22 protein-coding genes and 1 pseudogene are annotated in these 15,651 nt (G+C 65.1%); 7 read left to right on the top strand and 16 right to left on the bottom strand.

Features of this window, described 5'->3' with window-relative positions; translation table 11 throughout:
• Positions 1–135: 135 nt before the first annotated feature.
• Positions 136–1,065, top strand: coding sequence for a Bug family tripartite tricarboxylate transporter substrate binding protein (locus tag E5Z01_RS09140; protein ID WP_135229074.1), 930 nt, complete (start codon positions 136–138; stop codon positions 1,063–1,065).
• Between the two features lie 27 nt (positions 1,066–1,092).
• Here the strand turns inward: E5Z01_RS09140 and E5Z01_RS09135 are convergent, their stop codons facing one another.
• The 7 genes from E5Z01_RS09135 to E5Z01_RS09105 all read right to left on the bottom strand — a co-directional run bounded on the left by E5Z01_RS09135 (position 1,093) and on the right by E5Z01_RS09105 (position 4,115).
• Positions 1,093–1,296, bottom strand: coding sequence for a hypothetical protein (locus tag E5Z01_RS09135; RefSeq protein WP_135229073.1), 204 nt, complete (start codon positions 1,294–1,296; stop codon positions 1,093–1,095).
• Positions 1,277–1,822 carry a DinB family protein gene (locus E5Z01_RS09130; protein WP_135229072.1) on the bottom strand — a complete coding sequence of 182 codons (546 nt, stop codon included), beginning with the start codon at positions 1,820–1,822 and terminating at the stop codon, positions 1,277–1,279. The genes E5Z01_RS09135 and E5Z01_RS09130 overlap by 20 nt, the downstream gene beginning before the upstream one ends.
• Positions 1,819–2,442: a GyrI-like domain-containing protein gene (locus E5Z01_RS09125; RefSeq protein WP_135229071.1), complete on the bottom strand. Its 624-nt coding sequence runs from the start codon at positions 2,440–2,442 to the stop codon at positions 1,819–1,821. The genes E5Z01_RS09130 and E5Z01_RS09125 overlap by 4 nt, the downstream gene beginning before the upstream one ends.
• Positions 2,443–2,448: 6 nt before the next feature.
• Entirely contained in the window at positions 2,449–2,835 is a 387-nt protein-coding gene (locus E5Z01_RS09120; RefSeq protein WP_135229070.1) for a DUF3224 domain-containing protein, read from the bottom strand.
• Positions 2,832–2,996 carry a 3-keto-5-aminohexanoate cleavage protein gene (locus E5Z01_RS09115; RefSeq protein ID WP_135229069.1) on the bottom strand — a complete coding sequence of 55 codons (165 nt, stop codon included), beginning with the start codon at positions 2,994–2,996 and terminating at the stop codon, positions 2,832–2,834. The genes E5Z01_RS09120 and E5Z01_RS09115 overlap by 4 nt, the downstream gene beginning before the upstream one ends.
• 207 nt (positions 2,997–3,203) lie before the next feature.
• Positions 3,204–3,518, bottom strand: coding sequence for a DUF1905 domain-containing protein (locus tag E5Z01_RS09110; protein ID WP_135229068.1), 315 nt, complete (start codon positions 3,516–3,518; stop codon positions 3,204–3,206).
• A 123-nt stretch (positions 3,519–3,641) separates the two neighbouring features.
• Positions 3,642–4,115 carry a DinB family protein gene (locus E5Z01_RS09105; protein ID WP_135229067.1) on the bottom strand — a complete coding sequence of 158 codons (474 nt, stop codon included), beginning with the start codon at positions 4,113–4,115 and terminating at the stop codon, positions 3,642–3,644.
• Between the two features lie 215 nt (positions 4,116–4,330).
• On the opposite strand from E5Z01_RS09105, the gene E5Z01_RS09100 reads away from it, so the two are divergent.
• Positions 4,331–5,287: a helix-turn-helix transcriptional regulator gene (locus E5Z01_RS09100; protein ID WP_135229066.1), complete on the top strand. Its 957-nt coding sequence runs from the start codon at positions 4,331–4,333 to the stop codon at positions 5,285–5,287.
• On the opposite strand, the gene E5Z01_RS09095 is transcribed toward E5Z01_RS09100, so the two are convergent.
• From E5Z01_RS09095 to E5Z01_RS09080, 4 genes are all read right to left on the bottom strand, one after another.
• The gene (locus E5Z01_RS09095) at positions 5,284–5,625 is read right to left on the bottom strand and encodes a hypothetical protein (protein WP_167757842.1); all 342 of its coding nucleotides are present in this window, start codon (positions 5,623–5,625) and stop codon (positions 5,284–5,286) included. The two genes, E5Z01_RS09100 and E5Z01_RS09095, sit on opposite strands and share 4 nt — an antisense overlap.
• A gap of 195 nt (positions 5,626–5,820) precedes the next feature.
• The gene (gene pdxY, locus E5Z01_RS09090; protein ID WP_135229064.1) at positions 5,821–6,717 is read right to left on the bottom strand and encodes a pyridoxal kinase; all 897 of its coding nucleotides are present in this window, start codon (positions 6,715–6,717) and stop codon (positions 5,821–5,823) included.
• Between the two features lie 60 nt (positions 6,718–6,777).
• A complete protein-coding gene (locus E5Z01_RS09085) occupies positions 6,778–7,500 on the bottom strand; it encodes an alpha/beta fold hydrolase (RefSeq protein WP_135229063.1) in 723 nt (240 codons plus the stop codon).
• Entirely contained in the window at positions 7,493–7,954 is a 462-nt protein-coding gene (locus E5Z01_RS09080; protein ID WP_135229062.1) for a hypothetical protein, read from the bottom strand. Before E5Z01_RS09080 ends, E5Z01_RS09085 begins: the two co-directional genes overlap by 8 nt.
• A gap of 5 nt (positions 7,955–7,959) precedes the next feature.
• On the opposite strand from E5Z01_RS09080, the gene E5Z01_RS09075 reads away from it, so the two are divergent.
• The 3 genes from E5Z01_RS09075 to E5Z01_RS09065 all read left to right on the top strand — a co-directional run bounded on the left by E5Z01_RS09075 (position 7,960) and on the right by E5Z01_RS09065 (position 10,545).
• A complete protein-coding gene (locus E5Z01_RS09075) occupies positions 7,960–8,496 on the top strand; it encodes an ABC transporter ATP-binding protein (protein WP_240738265.1) in 537 nt (178 codons plus the stop codon).
• A complete protein-coding gene (locus E5Z01_RS09070) occupies positions 8,493–9,215 on the top strand; it encodes an ABC transporter ATP-binding protein (RefSeq protein ID WP_135229061.1) in 723 nt (240 codons plus the stop codon). The genes E5Z01_RS09075 and E5Z01_RS09070 overlap by 4 nt, the downstream gene beginning before the upstream one ends.
• Positions 9,216–9,324: 109 nt before the next feature.
• Positions 9,325–10,545, top strand: coding sequence for an AAA family ATPase (locus E5Z01_RS09065; protein WP_135229060.1), 1,221 nt, complete (start codon positions 9,325–9,327; stop codon positions 10,543–10,545).
• Positions 10,546–10,583: 38 nt separating this feature from the next.
• Here E5Z01_RS09065 and E5Z01_RS19960 read toward each other — a convergent pair whose 3' ends face one another.
• The 3 genes and pseudogenes from E5Z01_RS19960 to E5Z01_RS19955 form a co-directional block, all read right to left on the bottom strand.
• Positions 10,584–10,823, bottom strand: a complete 240-nt coding sequence (locus E5Z01_RS19960) for an alpha-1,6-glucosidase domain-containing protein (protein WP_276321244.1) — start codon at positions 10,821–10,823, stop codon at positions 10,584–10,586.
• Between the two features lie 10 nt (positions 10,824–10,833).
• Positions 10,834–10,926: pseudogene (locus tag E5Z01_RS20210) on the bottom strand (hypothetical protein); the annotation flags it as partial.
• Positions 10,910–11,104 carry a hypothetical protein gene (locus E5Z01_RS19955; RefSeq protein WP_240738264.1) on the bottom strand — a complete coding sequence of 65 codons (195 nt, stop codon included), beginning with the start codon at positions 11,102–11,104 and terminating at the stop codon, positions 10,910–10,912. The gene E5Z01_RS19955 and the pseudogene E5Z01_RS20210, both read right to left, overlap by 17 nt.
• 141 nt (positions 11,105–11,245) lie before the next feature.
• Between E5Z01_RS19955 and E5Z01_RS09055 the strand changes: the two genes are divergently transcribed.
• Positions 11,246–11,752, top strand: coding sequence for a flavin reductase family protein (locus E5Z01_RS09055; RefSeq protein WP_167757841.1), 507 nt, complete (start codon positions 11,246–11,248; stop codon positions 11,750–11,752).
• Positions 11,753–11,889: 137 nt separating this feature from the next.
• Here the strand turns inward: E5Z01_RS09055 and E5Z01_RS19475 are convergent, their stop codons facing one another.
• Complete coding sequence (locus tag E5Z01_RS19475; RefSeq protein ID WP_167757840.1) at positions 11,890–13,650, bottom strand: hypothetical protein; 1,761 nt, start codon at positions 13,648–13,650, stop codon at positions 11,890–11,892.
• Positions 13,651–14,351: 701 nt separating this feature from the next.
• Between E5Z01_RS19475 and E5Z01_RS09045 the strand changes: the two genes are divergently transcribed.
• Positions 14,352–14,876, top strand: coding sequence for a haloacid dehalogenase-like hydrolase (locus E5Z01_RS09045; RefSeq protein ID WP_135229057.1), 525 nt, complete (start codon positions 14,352–14,354; stop codon positions 14,874–14,876).
• 216 nt (positions 14,877–15,092) lie between these two features.
• On the opposite strand, the gene E5Z01_RS09040 is transcribed toward E5Z01_RS09045, so the two are convergent.
• Positions 15,093–15,461, bottom strand: coding sequence for an HU family DNA-binding protein (locus E5Z01_RS09040; protein ID WP_135229056.1), 369 nt, complete (start codon positions 15,459–15,461; stop codon positions 15,093–15,095).
• Positions 15,462–15,651 lie beyond the last annotated feature (190 nt).

Here is a 15,651-nt window from a genome sequence, read left to right as displayed (position 1 = left end):
GGGCGCGGATTGCGTTGGGGGCAGGTGAAAACCTGGACGGCCTTACGCTTGAAGGTGGCCCTCATCGTTGCCGCCTACAACTTACGCTTCGCACCTCCGCCCTTCGTTGTCAACCCCTAATCGCCGTTCATCGGTATGCTCTGTACCCTCACATTCCTCTCGGCGGCTTCCGCCCAGCAGGGCCCAATGACGATTATGGCTCCGTCCTCACCGGGAGGCGGTTGGGATCTTCTGGCCCATGGGATTGCCAATACCCTCATGCAGACTGGGCGCGAAAAGAATGTAACGATCATCAACGTGCCAGGCAAAGCCGGCACCGTTGGCCTCAATGAATTCACCAAGTGGAAGGGCCAGAACGCAAAACTTATGGTAACCGGTTTCGTGATGGTCGCAGGTATTCCCCTTAACGCCAGCCCCCTCCTCCTCTCCAGGGATGTGACCCCCATCGCCTCGCTGGTTTCCGAGAATGACGTCCTGGTCGTTCCTGCCAATTCCAGATTTCAGACCGCTGAGGATCTAATTGCCGCACTGAAAGCCAATCCTGGCAACGTCCGTTTTGGCGGGAGCAGCCTCGGCGGCACAGGACATGTGGCCTTCGCCAAGCTTTCGCAGGAACTGGGCCTTCCGCTGAAGGGCATGAAATTTATTCCCTCCGCCGGGGGGATGCAGGCCGCCAAAGCCCTGCTGGCCGGTGAAATAGATGTCGTCAGCACTGGGCACACCGAAATCGACGATCTGCTGAAGAACAAGACCCTGCGCGTGCTGGCCGTCCTGGCGGATGAGCGCCTCCCCGGTATCGATGCTCCTACCCTCAAGGAAAAAGGCGTGAACGTGTCGATTGCCAACTGGCGCGGGGTGGTGGCTCCGGCCGGCATCAGCAGTAACGAGAGAACTCGCCTTGAATTACAGATCGCGCGTATGGTGAAAACCCCGCAATGGGAGCGGGTACTTTCGCAGAACAAGTGGCAAAACAACTACATGGACGTGGCTTCTTTCAAGCGGTACGTGCAATATCAGGAAAGCGTCATTCCGGCCCTGCTCAAGAATCTCGATCTCATCAAGTAAGCCTCTGATTCGGAACCCCTCCCTGTATCACAGCAGCAAAGCCCTGCCAGCCGGCAGTCTCGTCGCCCGACACGGCGGCAGGACGTCAAGGAACACCTTGCCATACACCTTCAGGCAGCTGAAGCCGAACAGGTGGCCGCCCCGCACTTCCGGGTTATCGGCAAAGAATTCGGTGAAGGGGGGCCCAAACAGAAGACGGCTTCCAATCTGTTCACGCGCCGTCAGGGTCACGGGTCACGAAGGCCTTCGCTTCGGGCGGAAGCTGGTAGATCAGGAAGTCCAGCCAGGGCGGTTTAATGCCTTGCGTGCGGAGCAGGGCCGTGATCTGCGCCGAATGCCTGACCTCGTGAATAAAGACGTGCCACAGCAGGCCATCCACCGTGAACTGAACACCGTGCCAGTCGTCCGGGGCGACCTTCCGGGCGGCTTCTGCTTCAGTCAGCGTGCCCAGGTAACGCAGGGTGTCGGCCTCCACCGCCCGCCAGTAAGTGAGGATGTCTGCCAGCGGCACGTCACCGAAAAAGGCGCGGCCTTGTACGTCGGGGAACTGTTCCTGAACAGCGGGCTGGTTTTGCAGGTCAAGGTGCGTCCAGCCATCCTCCACCTCGGCCATGTGAAACAGTAGATCCTTGATGCAACGGAACCGCTCGCCGTTCAGCAGATTGCGGGAAAGAACTTCGTCTGGAAGGCGTTCTAGCGCGGCCCACAGGTCGCGGCGACTGCGCATGAGGTAGTCGTACATTTCGGGGGTGTTCACGGCGTCTCCTGGCAGGTCATGGGTTGCCGGAGAATGGTTCTCCATTTTTCCGGCGCGGCTTTCGTGATGTCACTGAGGTAAATCTCGTGGTGTTTGCCGCTCAGTTTTCCGTGCTGAACGATAAAATCATGAATACGCCGAATCTTCGGCCCTTCCTCGCTGAATGGCCCGACGTGCAGCAGTTGCGCGGCCTTCCCTTCGGTGAAGGGCTCGAAACGCAGCCTGGACAGGGCGTTCAGCGGTTTTTTCGCGCGCGTCTGTGCCATGGCTGCCTCCACCAGGTCAGGCGTGATGAAGTCGGGTTGCCGGATCATCATCGTCCACTGCCAGTCGCGGCGGTCATTGGTGTTAAAGGTCGTGATGTCCTCGGCCCACCACAGGCCCTCCAGAGGCATCACGCCGTAATCGAGTCCAGGTTCGCCCTTCTTCACCCGGAATTTCAGCGCGTACGACACCGCGAACAACGCCGAAACCGCCTCCGTATACGCCGGAGTTCCGTTCGGATCACCCGCGCCGTCGATCATCAGGAATGACATGGCGGGAACGTCCACTACACTGACTTCCTGAGCGCTGGGCTGGTACAGGTGCTTCAGTTCCTTCTTGAAATCCACTTTTGACATACGCCTTCACTCCGGGAATCGGTATTCCAGTTCGTAACAGTGAACCCTGTCCACGACGGTCAATTTCAGCTCACCCGTGATGCCCGTCAGTTCGCCGCTGCCCGAGCCGGGAACGATCTCGTAAGTCAGGGCCAGTTGACCAGCGAGCATGGTGCCGTACTGGTGAAACGCGAAGCTGCCGTGCCGCCCGCCCAGCCTGCCATTCAACACTTCCAGCACGGTGTAGGCCGCTGTACCGCTTTTCGGGTCACCGATGGACAGCATTTCCCCCACGCTTTCGCCGCGCAGGTCGCCGTCCCAGGTCTTGTCGAAGGTCATGCGGCCCAGTTGTGTGCTGGACGCCTCAGCTGGTCGCATGCCGATCTGAAACGTGCCTTTTGCCGTGTGAGTCATAAAGGAACCTCCTGCATCAGTCGCCAGTCCGCCTGGTACAGTTGCGCGTTGCTGTGGGCAGGTTGCCCGTCCGGCAGCGTCAGCACGTCCTCGAAGCCGATCCGGCTGGCTCCGGTGATCCGGGCGGCGCGGCGCAGCAGCGGCCAGGTGACGTCGTCCATGCCATGAATAACGTGGGTACATCCAGCCAGGGTGTGCCCAGGGCGTTCAGCAGGGCCTGAAGTTCCTGCTCGGCCCCCTCCGGATGGGTGGAGGGCGGTTCAAGCAGGGCCCGCTGCCAGCGCGGGGGCTTCAGTTCACGGAAGAGGTGAATGTCTTCCAGATGTGACAGGCCTGCCTCCAGCGCGCAGAAATTCAGGCCGGGTGGGTCACTTCATACGCCGCACGCCCCGCATAGCTTTCCCAGTGCGAATATCGAGGGTCACAGTCAGACGCTGGCCTTCTTCCAGCGCCTCGGCCTGGCGCACGTCGGCGCGAATGGGCACCAGATAACCGCCGTCCTTTGGAAACAGGGACGTATCGTACTCGGCCCCACCGATGCCGACGGTCACAGGAATCATGCCCCAGCCGTAGGTGACGAGTTTCGAGGCGGCCTTGAGGGCACCTTTCAGATCGTCAGGCACGCTGACAAAGTAGTGCGGAGCAGGGCCGCGCCACTGAAACAGTTCGGCGGTGAATTCCATATCAGGCGCGGTTGAAGAAGCCGGGAGAGGTGATGCTCGGTTCGCGCAGCTCCCCCTGGGCGCGGTGGCCCTGCCCATGCTTCAGGAGCGGTGCGGGCCTTAGCAGGTGGTCGGTCACGACCTTCACCTCTCGTAGAAGGCGGGCGGCTCGATACCCAGGGCGCGCAGGTACACGTAGCCCTGGCCCCGGTGGTGAATTTCGTTGTCGATGGTGTAGATGGTCGCTGCCCAGCCGCTCATTTCGCCCCAGGGAAGCCGGTGCGTCTGCTCGAAGAAGTTCAGATCGACGTTGGGGAATTCGGCCTCCAGACGGGCACTCAGGGCGTCCCACTCGCGCAGCAGTCTGGCGCGGTCCGTGCTGGCGCCTTCGCGCCAGTCGGGCTCCGTCCACTCGCCGGTCAGCAGGCCATTCAGGGTCAGTTCGCTGACCTGATGGATTTCCCAGGCCATCGTGCCAAAGGGGCGCATGGGCGGCGCGGCGGTGTAGGTGAACAGGTTGTCCTCGGGGAAGGCCTCGATCACGCGGCGGGTCAGGGCGCGGTGCCCCTGCCAGTGGCTCAGGAACGTGGACGGGGTAACGATTACGGGGTGGGTCATCTTCAATTCCTCCTTACGTTCAGAGCGTAAATGTAATTGCAGTCAGGATGTGTCGTATTTCGGGTGTAGGCTGAGGCTATGAGTCTCCGGCGGACGCTGCCCCAGGTCGGCGAAACGGGAGTCCAGCCAGTCGCGCGGAGTAGCCGCCCTGCCGCCGAAATCTTTTGTTCTCTCGCCGTTTTACATCCTCCTTTTTTCTATTCTGAGTCCCCGCCATGACCTACGATCCCTCGCTGCGCGTCCTGACCGTGCTGGAACTGCTCCAGGCGCGCGAGGAAATCACCGGCGCAGAACTGGCGCGGCGGCTGGAAGTCAGCCCGCGCACGGTGCAGCGGTACGTCATGAAACTTCAGGATCTGGGCATTCCGGTGGAGGGCAAACGCGGGGTGGGCGGCGCCTACCGCCTGAAACCGGGGTTCCGCTTGCCGCCCCTGATGTTCACGCCGGACGAGGCCCTGAGCCTGACGCTGGGGCTGCACGCGCTGCGGCTGGTGGGCCTCAGCGAGTTGACGCCCGCCGCGCAGTCGGCCAGCGCAAAACTGGCGCGGACGCTGCCGCAGAACCTGCGGGCCGAGGTCACGGCACTGGAGCAGGTCGTGCAACTCGACGCCTCGCCGTGGGTGGTGAACACCAACGCCGGAAAACTGACGGTGCTGATGCAGGCGGTGCGTGAAGCCCGCGTGATCTGCATGGAGTACCGTTCCGGAAAGGCCGAGCAGTCGCAGCGGAACGTGCAGGTGTACCGCGTGGTGCACTTCGACGGGCGCTGGTACGCGGTGGGGCTGTGCCTGAAACGCGGGGCGCTGCGGTCTTTTCGGGTCGACCGTATACACACCGTCACGCTGCTGGACGACGTGTTCGACCTGCCGGAGTTCGACGCACTGGCCTACCTGCGCTCTACGCACCCCACGCCGCGCAGTTACCTGGTGGACGTGTGGCTGGACGCCCCGCCCGAGACCCTGCGCGGCCTGGTGTCCATGTGGATGAGCGACATCACCGCCGAGGCCGGGGGCACACGCCTGCGCGGCCAGCGCGAGCAACTGCTGAGTTTCGCCTCTTTTCTGCTGAGCCTGAATGTCGATTTCAGAATCGACTCGCCGCCCGAACTCCACGCCACTTTTCATGAACTGGCGCGGCGCTGCCAGACCATCACGTCCGGCAGCGAGAACTAACGCCGGCCCAGCAGAGCCAGAAGACGCTGCCAGAGCGAGGGCGACTGGCGAACCTCCGAGGCGGGAATGAAGGATGCCGGAACGATTTCCGGGTTGAGCGTCAAGGAGGCAGGGGCCGGCGGCACTTCCGCGAAAGCGTCGTCAGGCGTCCTGGGGTTGCCAGCGGCCGCCTCGCGCACGGCCCGGTCTTCGTCGGCGGCCAGAAAACGCAGGGCCGGCACCGGCGTGCTGGGGTTCAGGGCGACGAGCCGGCGCACGGCGGCACTGGGGGACGTGCTGAGCATGGCGAGGGCTTCGGGCGGGGTGTTGGGGTTACGGGCAAAATCTTCGTTGCTCATGGGCGCTTCTCTCCAGTCCATTCTGAAAAGTGACTGGCACAGCAGTCTTATACGGATTCCGTCCAATTCCCCCATAGTCGGGAAGGCACTGCCTATGGGTACATCTCCCGGAACCTGTATTTTCTCCTGCTCCTTCCAGTCGGATTTCATCCCCCATACTGGGGGACGGGGTCGGTCTTACTGCACCCAGGAGACTTACCCGAGTTGCTCGGCCTCGAAGACCTCGCTGGGGCGCAGCAGTTCATCCTGCGCGGCCACCAGTTGAATTTCGCGCGTGCCGAGCTGGTGGGTTACTTTCAGCACGGCGTAGAGGCTGCTCATGGCCAGGCTCAGGGCCTGCGGCACGCTGCCCGTCTTGAGGTACTGGCCATAGAACAGCGCCGCGATGGCGTCCCCGGTACCGTTCCTGGGCGGGTCGAGTGGCAGCAGCGGGGTGCGGCACAGCCACGCGCCGTTCCCGGTGACCGCCAGCGTCTCGATGACGCCCTGCGGCGCGTCCGAGCGCACCAGGCTGGTCACCACCACGATGCGCGGCCCGCCCGGGTTTAATTTCTCGCGCAGGGTGTGGGCCGCCTTCAGCGCGTGCTCCAGCGTGTCCACCTTCAGGCCAGTCAGCAACTCCAGCTCGAACTGGTTGGGCGTCACGATGTCGGCAGCCGGAATGGCGTGCGCGGCGATCAGTTCCGGCAGTTCCGGGCGCACGAACACGCCGCGTCCCACGTCGCCCATCACCGGGTCGCAGCAGTACAGCGCCTGCGGGTTGACCGCCCGCACGCGGCCAAGCGCCTTCACCACAGCGTCCACCGTGCCTTCACTGCCCATGTAGCCGCTCAGGACGCCGTGGCAGTCGGGCAGCGCCCCACGCGCCTCGATGCCGTCAAGCAGTTCGCCCACCAGTTCCGCCGGAAACACCATGCCGGTCCACGCGCCGTATCCGGTGTGGTTGCTGAACTGCACGGTATTGACTGCCCACACCTCGAACCCCAGGCGCTGCAACGGAAACATGGCCGCCGCGTTCCCCACGTGACCGTAAGCCACCCAGGACTGAATGGAAAGAAGGTGAAGAGGCACGCTGGGAGCAAGCTCAGTCATGACACACAGGATACAGACCTCCCCTGCCCCAGCCGAAATGCTCCCGAGAAAAGGGAATTTTCAGGCTTCTTCAGGCAGGGTGTGCAGGAAGTGTTCCAGGCACGCGCGCAGGGCCGCCGGGTTCTCCTGCGGGAAGCCGTGGCCCAGGCCGGGAAACAGGCCAGCCTGGGTGCCCAGCGCCTGCGCCTGGCTGCGCACCATATCGGGGGTCACGAGGGCGTCCAGCCCGCCGCCCAGCACCAGCGTGGGAAGACCGCGCAGCTGTTCAGGGTTGACGCGCCAGGCGCTGAGGGCGCGGGCGTTGCCACTGTAGTGCGTGGCAGCCATGCGCCCGCCGTCCACCACCAGATCGGGAAAATTCGCGGGCCGACCGGAAGGAAACAGCGCACCCAGGCTCATTTCCAGCAGGGCCGGTTGACTGCGCATCATTTCCAGCACTGGGTAATTCTCCTCGGGGGTGACCAGGCCGCCCAGGGGGCTGCTGGCGGCCAGGATCAGGCCCGCCACCTCTGCCGGGGACTGCTGGGCCAGTTCCATGACGACGGCGCCGCCCAGCGAGTGGCCGAGCAGCACCGGGCGAAGGATGTGCTGTTCCTCCAGCCAGGCGCGGAGCCAGCGGGCGTAGGCGGGAATGCCGACCTCGCCGGTGTGCGGCGTGCCGGCAAAGCCGGGAAGGTTCGGGGCCACCACGCGCCACCCGGCAGGCGGGCCGCCGATCAGGTCGTGCCACCAGCGCGCCGAGGCGAAGTTACCGTGCACGGCGACCAGGGTGCGTTCAGGCATGCGCCGCCTCCGGCACGGGCGTGTCCAGCAGCGCCTGCAAATGCGGCGCGAACTTCTCGGTTTCCATCAGGGCCGCCAGGTGACCCAGGACGGACGGCACTTCCACATGCGTGTGGTCGACCCCGGCCCCGGCCGAGGCGCGGGCAAATTCGCGCATTTCGGCAGCGGGGAAGAACTGGTCACCGGGCACGTTCATGGTCAGGAGCCGCAGGCCAAGGTCTCGCCAGCGGGCGAACAGGTCGTCCTGGGCGGTGATGCCTTCGAGGTCGTAGGTGGCCACCAGCTTCCCGATTTCCAGCGTGTGGGCCAGGCTGGCCGCCCCGGAGCGCGAGCGCAGGTAGACGCCGAAGTCGGCGGCGCGGAACAGGTGCTCCAGGCCGTCGCTGCCCAGCCCGAAATAGGTAATCAGGCGCAGCGCCCCCTCCAGCCCGCCGCTGCGGCTCACGTCGCGCATCAGACGTGACCGATCAGCCCATCGAGCACCGCTGCCACCTGGGCCTGGGCCGCGCCTTTCAGATCGTGCGGCCTTTTCCGGAAATGACCGTTCACGAGAATGTCACGGTGGGCGCGCTGTTCGGCAAACCGGGCGCGAACCTGGCGCAGGCGCGCAACCTGGCCTACGACCTGCTGGAGCGCACCGGCCTGGCCGCGCACGCCGACAAGGCCGCGCACGAACTCACGCTGCTTCAGGACAAGCGCCTGGAAGTCGCCCGCGCCCTGGCCACGCAGCCCAAAGTCCTGCTGCTCGACGAGGTGATGGCCGGCCTGCGCCCCGCCGAAGCGCAGGAGGCGGTGCAACTTGTGCGCAGCGTGCAGGGCAGCGGCATCAGCGTGCTGTTCATCGAGCACATCATGCCGGTCGTGCGCGACCTGGCCGACCGGGTGGTCGTTATGGATCAGGGCCAGGTCATCGCCGAGGGCACCTACCGCGAAGTCACCCGCAATCCCCAGGTCGTCAGCGCGTACCTGGGCACCGAAACGGAGTTACAGGCATGACCCAGGGACAGGCTTTAACCATCGAGCACCTCGCCGCCGGCTACGGCAAAGTTCAGGTGCTGTGGGACGTTTCGGTACGGGTGGAGCCGGGCGAATTCGTGGCCATGATCGGCGCCAACGGTGCGGGGAAAACCACGACGCTGCGGGCAGTGAGTGGCGTGGTCAAGCCGACGGCGGGCAGCATCAGGCTGGGCGGGGTGGACATCACGCGCGCGGAACCCAGCCAGGTGGTCAAACGCGGGCTGGGTCACGTACCCGAGGGGCGCGAGTTGTTCCCGCTGATGACGGTGCTGGAGAACCTGGAACTGGGGGCGGGCATGCGGCCTGAAGCCCTGGCCGCGCAGCGCCAGACGCTGGCGCAGGTCTACTCGCTTTTTCCGCGCCTTCAGGAACGCGCCGGGCAACTCGCGGGCACGCTGTCAGGCGGCGAGCAGCAGATGGTGGCGGTGGGCCGCGCCCTGATGGGCCGCCCCAGCGTGCTGGTGGTCGACGAACCCAGCCTGGGCCTCTCGCCCCTGATGACCCAGACCGTGTTTGAGGCCCTGAAGGCCGTAAATGCCGAGGGCGTCAGCGTGCTGCTGGTCGAGCAGAACGTGGGCCTCAGCCTGAAACTGGCCCACCGCGCTTACGTGCTGGAAAACGGCCAGGTCATCAAGGAAGGCTCGGGGCAGGAACTGCTGAACGACCCGGCGGTGCGCGAAGCGTACCTGGCGCTGTAAACGCGAGGACGGTGTAAACGCGAGAACAGGCTGCCCCCTCCTGTTCCTCAACGCCGTTCCTCAGCCGGGCATCAGCGCCGGCCAGCCCGTTTGGCTTAGCATCGGGGCAATGACCCTGAACTGGCGCGAACTGTCGTCGGCCCGCCGCACGCACTGGCCGGCGGCGCGCGGGGCGCTGGCCCGGCCACGCGTGGTGGACGCCCTGAACACGACCCTGCTGGTGGTGACTGCCCCGGCCGGCTACGGCAAAACGACGGCGCTGGCGGCCACCCTGCCCGGCACCGGCTGGCCGGTGGCCTGGCTGACGCTGGACGCTGACGACGCCGACCCACAGGTGCTGGCGGCGGGCCTGGCGCTGGCCGTGGCTCACCTGCCGGGGGGGCACGCGCCAGGCCGCTGGCTGGAACAGGGTGCGTCGCCGGTGCGGGTGGCTTCGCGTACGGCGGACGTGTTGCACGCGGCGCAGGCCTGGCTGGTGATCGACGAGGCGCATTACCTGACCTCTCCCCTGCTGGCCCCCATGCTGCGCGAACTGCTCGACTGCGGCGAGGGGCACGTGGCCCTGCTGTCGCGGGTGGCGCTGGAAGCCGCCGGGATCGTCACTACCCTCAGCAGCGCCGACCTGAGTTTCACGCCGGAAGAACTGGCGGAGCTGTTCGGCGCCCACGGGCAGCACCCCACCCCGGCCGAGGTCCGGATGGCGCACGCCCTGACGGAAGGCTGGCCCATCGCGGCGCGTTACCTGGTACAGGCTACCGCGCAGGGCCGCGTGAACCTGCGTACACTGCGCGACCTGGACGGCGGAGACGTGCAACTGGCGGCGCTCTTTACGTACCTGGCGCAGGTGCTGGAGCAGGGCGCCCCCAGCGGCACCTTCCTGGAACGCGGCGATTGGCTCAGACTGCGCCGCACGCCCGACCTGCGGGTCGACCTGTGGGAGGCAGGGGCCACCCTGCAGGCGTCGCCCGGCTCGCCCGAGCGGCTGCCCAGGCTGCTGACCCTGCCGCCGGACATGGCGGAATCCGACCTGCCAGCGGCGCAGGCGGCGGCGCGGCAGTACGCCCTGGCCCTGCCGCAGGCGCTGGCCGAGGAAGCCGAACTGGCCCGCACGCAGGGCGACCCGGCGGCCAGCCGCGCCGCCGCTGAACGTGCCCTGAGCCTCGACCCGGCGCACGAACCCGCTGCCCGCACACTGATGCGGCTGCACCAGAAATCCGGGAATGCCGCCGCCATTCAGCGCGTGTACGGGCAACTGCTGGACGCCCTGCACCCCCTGGGATTGACGCCCCTGCCAGAAACGGCATTGCTGTACCAGACCCTGAAAACCTGAGAAAAGGCCGCCAGGATAAGCCCAGCGGCCTCCCCTACCTATCTCTTGGCCGCTGGCCCGGCACGGTCACGGTGTTGCCCACTGCCATTCAGCACCACGACAATGTTCCGGTAAGGGTTGCTGGGGTTCACCGCGCCGCCGAGTTTCATGACGATTACGCCCGGCGTCTGCTGGGGGCCGGCGTTCAGAAAGGTCAGACTTTTTGCACCTCGGCGGCGCTGGGCAGGGGAACAGGCTGCTGGAGTAGCGCACGCGCAGCATTTCCCGGTAATGGTCACTGGCCCGCCCAATGTCGGCAGGCGTGGGTCTCAGGGCGGCGTTGCCCAGCGGCGGGCGGTACAGCGCCCAGTGGCTCACGTTCTTCTCAGCGCCCCAGGCCATTTGATTGTCCTGTCCAGTCCACGGTGTTGAACCAGTCGCCGCCGTTGTCGCTGTCCGTATTGCAGCTCTTGCTTCTGAGGAGGTCGTCGCCCGCCTGGCTGAACGGCAGGCCCACATAGACAGCCACCACGCGTATCGGCAAGATGCAGAAGTTCAGGGCAAGGGTGGACGCCTGCATGAACGCCTGAGCGACTCCAGCGAATCGAACGCCGTCTGGCATTGAAAGCCGCCGCCAGTGGTACCGGAAAAGTGATCGTGGATAATGGGGGCCAAATTCCCTTTTTTCTTGTGCTGCCGCCCCTGGCAGAGAGGAGTATTCATGACCGACGCGACCCCCACCCTGGCCGACAACTACAAGGCCCTGGCCCGCACCTGGGCCGCCACCGTGACCGTCATCACCATGCTGGACGAGAACGACGACCTCGACGGCTTTACCGTCACCGCCTTCCTGACCGTCTCGATCGACCCGCCGATCATCCTGGTGTCGGTGCAGAAATCCAGCCTCGCCAGCGACACGCTGAGCAGGTGCAAGGCCTTCGCCGTGAACCTGCTGGCGCCCGACCAGGGCGAGATCGCCAACACCTTTGCCCGTCCGCAGGTACAGCGCAAAGAGTCCTGGAACAGCCTTTCCTTCAAGGAGGGCGTGGCGGGGGCGCCGCTCCTGCAAGGCACGGCGGGCGCCTTCACGGCCACGGTGCGCCAGGTCATCGAGGCCGGCGATCACCTGCTGGTGCTGGGCGACGTGAAAGACATCCACGTCCACGAAAGCGCCGAAACGCTGATGTACCACAACCGCAGATACGGCAAGGTCGCGTACCACGAGTAAAACTGCCTGCAAGGGCCACGAGAAGCAGGCGAGAAGTTCCTTGCGCTGGTGAACCGAGATGCAATTCAAGAGAAAAGCCGGCAACCCGGCCAGGCCAGAAGGATTGAACGGGACGACGAACCCCGTTCCGGCGACGTTCAGGGAACCGGTGACAATTGTGCTTCCAGCAGCGCCAGGCGCTCGTGCCACCCGTCCAGCCGGTGCGGGTAAGAGCGCACAAAATCCATCGCCAGCCCGTGGGCGTTCAGCGGCATGTCGTTTTTCTGGTAGTAGTCGCCCAGGCCCTCGACCATGCGTTCCACCATCAGTTCCAGTTGCACGCGGAATTCCAGCGCCCACTCGTGTTCGCAGGCCGGCAGAAAGGGGCCGCGCAGCACCGAGAACACCTCCACGCTGTCGAAAGACTCGCAGCCGCGCAGGACTCGCAGGGCGTCCAGTTGCCAGCGGTAGTCGGGACTGAGGGCATAGTACTTCGCGTGGTACATGCCGCTGCTGGTAATGGCGTCACGGCCCAATACCTGCCGGACGCGGTAGATGTCCTGTTTCACGGCGCTTTCGGCGGCGCTGGCCGAGCGCTCCGGGTACAGGTGCAGTTCCAGTTCACTGCGGGTCAACTTGCCTTTCAGGAGCAGCAGGCTCAGCAGTTCCGCCGGGGCGTTCACCTGCCGCCCGTCCCGTTCCACCGCGACGGTGCCCAGCGTGGTGATGGTCACGGTGGGTTTGCTGGGTGGGGGTTGCAGGTGGCGCAGGTAAGCCTGGTGGCGGGCCGCGTAGCCGGCGTCGGCGGGCCAGTGGGCGGGCCCAGGCACCGGCCAGCACAGGCGGCGCAGTTCGCTGATAAGGGGGGTTTTCAGGGCGGTTTCCAGTGCTTCTTTGCGCAGCGTCAGGTCGTCCAGCAGTTCGGCCAGCAGATACTGGCAGTGCGCCTCGTGCAGCCGGTCTGCCTGCTCGCCAAAGACCCTGGCGGCGCCGCGCAGCAGTTCGCAGGCCCGCTCGGTCTCGCCCAGCCGGGCGCACAGCTGGCCCTCCAGGTAAGCCAGATGAACGGGGTGCAGTTCGGTGCGTTTCAGCGTCGCCAGGTGCAGGAAGGCCGCCGCGTACTCCCCGTCCCTCAGCGCCGACTCCAGGGCACTGTAAGTGAAAGGGACGCGCCACACGTCACTCTCGTGCAGGTGTTCTCCCAGCACGTCCAGTGGGTTGGGTGCGGTTTCCCCGGCCCACTGCGCCAGGTGATACCTGACGTGCAGCACGATCTGCATGGCCTCCACATCCTGCACTTTCAGCAGCAGCGCCTCGGCCTGAGCCAGGGTCGGTTTGGCATCGGTTAAGCGCCCGGCCATTCCCTGCACCCAGGACAGCAGGGCCAGGGCCCGCAGGCGCGGCGCGGCGTCCGGAATTTCGGGTAGGACACTCAGGGCCATGCGCAGGCCCTGCTCGGCGCGGCTGAGGTTCCCACCCACCCCCCACAGGAACGCCATTACCGCCAGCGACACCCCAGCGTCCTGCTCGCGGCCCTGCGTGAGCCAGCGGGCTGCCGCCTGCGAGGCCCACGCCAGGGCGTTTACGCTGTCACCCAGTAGCAGGGCTGTCCAGGCCCGGGCATCGAGGCCCTGGGAAGCCAGTTCGTTCGCCGGCGGGGTCTGCGCGAGCAGGTCATGCAGCGCCCGCTGCTGCCCACTGCGCGCCAGAAAGGCCAGCAGGCCGGCCGTGCCCGCCCCTGAGCCCGCCAGATGGGGCCGGTACACATGCAGTTCGGCCTCGTAAAAGAGTCCCAGGCGCAGTTCGGCGCGGCCCAGCAGGGCCAGTTCGTCGGGGGTCAGGTCCATGCGCCCCCTGAGTTCGGCCACCACCAGGTTGTAGTGGCCGTCCCTGAACGCCTGCCAGCCCCGCACGGTCATAACTCACCTTAGAGCATTTGACAAAAGAACGGAGTGCTTTTTGTCCGAGCGAAGCGAGTGAACTTAAATGAGCAGGACGAAGAATGGAGTTGTGTGGAGTGGTGTTCCACGCCTGACAGAATTCGGAGACTTGCTCTAGGGCAGTGATGCACGCTGAAGCGCAGCCGACCCCGATTCTGCTCCCAGCTGCCCCGACAGCTTGCGTCTGCATCGGGATGAACGCCTGCGCCGAACCTGCTTTAACCGATGGAGCGCGCCGGTCAGCAACTTGATCCCTGGCGTGGGCCAGTTTGCCAGTTGCCGGGCGGCCTTCCAGCGTTCCAGTGCCCTTTCAGCGCTGGGGTGCAGCCTGAGCTGACCAGCGCCCCAGTGAGGCGGGTTCCGGGCATCCCCGTTCCCCGGAGAAACAGGCTGAAAGGCCCTCAACCGAGAATGAACTGACCGCTGTTTAAGCTCAGGTCTCAGCGCCTCCCTCTGCACCCCGTGTACACCGGAAAAGCGCCCTCACCCACGCTGTCCCAGGCAGCGCACAAGCAAAACGCGGCGCCAGTCCCTTCTGATCCGATTAGCACCACTCCTTCTGATCCATGCGCTCAGCCTGAAGTGGTTTCCAAGGAGTTCCCAGTGATCAACGTCGTCCCCTCAGCCGGCCAACCCGCCCGCCCCTTCTCCCAACTGCCCCAGCGCGGGAGGAGAAGCGCGTGATCTGCATAACCGACCTGGAAGGTACGCTGACCAGCGGAAGCGTCGAAACGGCCCTGGAACGCTACCGCCAGGCCGGGCAGCAGGTTCGCACTCCGGCGGAGCTGGGCGAATGGATCGTGGACCAGGAACTGTGGCCCAAGCGCACGCCCCTGGTCGAACTGCTGCGGCTGCGCGACGCCGAGCAGGTGCGCGTGATCATCTGCTCGACCACGCGGGCCGCCGTGCTGGAAGCCTTCAGCCGCCGCCTGCGGGCCGAACCCCTGGCGATTGCGGCCGGGACAGCGGGCCGGGCGGTTCCCGCGCCGAGCAGTGAAGGTCGCCACAAAGCGCAGCAGGTGCGCCGCTACCTGCGCGGTGCGCGGGTGGATTATGCCTTTACCCACAGCATGGAGGACTTGCCGCTGCTCGACCTCGCAGTGCGACCCTGTGCAGTCGACCCGGAGCCGCCTCTCCTGAGGTACGCCAAAGCAAAAGCGTGGCGCGTCCTGACCTTCGCAGGATCATCCGGGCTCATCCTCTGATAAAGAGAAAAAGCGTCCGGGTCGTGAATTCATCTCTTCTGGCCGAGCAGATGGGAACGAATTTAATCGAGCAAGACGGAAAACACAGCGAGTCACGGCGCTTACTCGGCAAACCCGGAATGTGGAGCCCTGCTTTGAGTGGGGCTGCCGCCAGCGGGCCTGGTACACAAAGGAACAGCCTCCCACGCGGGGAGGCTGTTCACGGTTTGGGAAAGGTTACAGGTTGCCCTTGAGGGTGGAAGCGACCTTGAAGGCGACTTTCTTGCCCGCAGGAATCTGGATCTTCTCGCTGGTGCCGGGGCGCACGCCGGTACGGGCGGCGGTGGCCTTGACGCTCAGGGTGCCCAGGCCGGGCAGGCCCACGCTCTGACCGCCCTTGATGGCGCCGACGATGCAGTCCAGCATGGTGCTGACGGCTTCCTCGCTCTGCTTCTTGGTCAGGCCGGTCTTGTCGGCGACCATTTCCACGAGCTGGGTCTTGGCGACCTTGTTGCTTCCTTCGGCGGCAGCCTTCTTGGGAGCAGCTTTGGCGGCAGGCTTCTTGGCGGCGGGCTTAGCAGACTTTTTCGTCATGGTGAGCAGCATGACATATTCATTTCGCGTTGTGAAGGGGGCATAGGGGGGGGAATGCCCTCCACCACGGCTTTCCCCATTTTGACATAGCCAAAAACACCGTCCAGTACGCCATTTTTCAGAATGGCCCATTTTGACCAGAAACACGTCATAAATGGCAGCAAAAGGAAAGAAGAAGGTCGGTATCGACCCTCTTCTGCCA

The organism is Deinococcus fonticola (assembly GCF_004634215.1).
Taxonomy (GTDB): domain Bacteria; phylum Deinococcota; class Deinococci; order Deinococcales; family Deinococcaceae; genus Deinococcus; species Deinococcus fonticola.
This window is presented reverse-complemented; position numbering and strand designations above follow the sequence as displayed.

What these genes read in the sequence shown, in the direction of transcription:
- E5Z01_RS09140 (WP_135229074.1), top strand. Translation starts at nt 136, where the DNA reads ATGCTCTGTACCCTCACATTCCTCTCGGCGGCTTCCGCCCAGCAGGGC.
- E5Z01_RS09125 (WP_135229071.1), bottom strand. Translation starts at nt 2,442, where the DNA reads ATGTCAAAAGTGGATTTCAAGAAGGAACTGAAGCACCTGTACCAGCCC.
- E5Z01_RS09120 (WP_135229070.1), bottom strand. Translation starts at nt 2,835, where the DNA reads ATGACTCACACGGCAAAAGGCACGTTTCAGATCGGCATGCGACCAGCT.
- E5Z01_RS09115 (WP_135229069.1), bottom strand. Translation starts at nt 2,996, where the DNA reads ATGGACGACGTCACCTGGCCGCTGCTGCGCCGCGCCGCCCGGATCACC.
- E5Z01_RS09110 (WP_135229068.1), bottom strand. Translation starts at nt 3,518, where the DNA reads ATGGAATTCACCGCCGAACTGTTTCAGTGGCGCGGCCCTGCTCCGCAC.
- E5Z01_RS09105 (WP_135229067.1), bottom strand. Translation starts at nt 4,115, where the DNA reads ATGACCCACCCCGTAATCGTTACCCCGTCCACGTTCCTGAGCCACTGG.
- E5Z01_RS09100 (WP_135229066.1), top strand. Translation starts at nt 4,331, where the DNA reads ATGACCTACGATCCCTCGCTGCGCGTCCTGACCGTGCTGGAACTGCTC.
- E5Z01_RS09095 (WP_167757842.1), bottom strand. Translation starts at nt 5,625, where the DNA reads ATGAGCAACGAAGATTTTGCCCGTAACCCCAACACCCCGCCCGAAGCC.
- pdxY (WP_135229064.1), bottom strand. Translation starts at nt 6,717, where the DNA reads ATGACTGAGCTTGCTCCCAGCGTGCCTCTTCACCTTCTTTCCATTCAG.
- E5Z01_RS09085 (WP_135229063.1), bottom strand. Translation starts at nt 7,500, where the DNA reads ATGCCTGAACGCACCCTGGTCGCCGTGCACGGTAACTTCGCCTCGGCG.
- E5Z01_RS09080 (WP_135229062.1), bottom strand. Translation starts at nt 7,954, where the DNA reads ATGCGCGACGTGAGCCGCAGCGGCGGGCTGGAGGGGGCGCTGCGCCTG.
- E5Z01_RS09070 (WP_135229061.1), top strand. Translation starts at nt 8,493, where the DNA reads ATGACCCAGGGACAGGCTTTAACCATCGAGCACCTCGCCGCCGGCTAC.
- E5Z01_RS09065 (WP_135229060.1), top strand. Translation starts at nt 9,325, where the DNA reads ATGACCCTGAACTGGCGCGAACTGTCGTCGGCCCGCCGCACGCACTGG.
- E5Z01_RS19955 (WP_240738264.1), bottom strand. Translation starts at nt 11,104, where the DNA reads ATGCAGGCGTCCACCCTTGCCCTGAACTTCTGCATCTTGCCGATACGC.
- E5Z01_RS09055 (WP_167757841.1), top strand. Translation starts at nt 11,246, where the DNA reads ATGACCGACGCGACCCCCACCCTGGCCGACAACTACAAGGCCCTGGCC.
- E5Z01_RS19475 (WP_167757840.1), bottom strand. Translation starts at nt 13,650, where the DNA reads ATGACCGTGCGGGGCTGGCAGGCGTTCAGGGACGGCCACTACAACCTG.
- E5Z01_RS09040 (WP_135229056.1), bottom strand. Translation starts at nt 15,461, where the DNA reads ATGCTGCTCACCATGACGAAAAAGTCTGCTAAGCCCGCCGCCAAGAAG.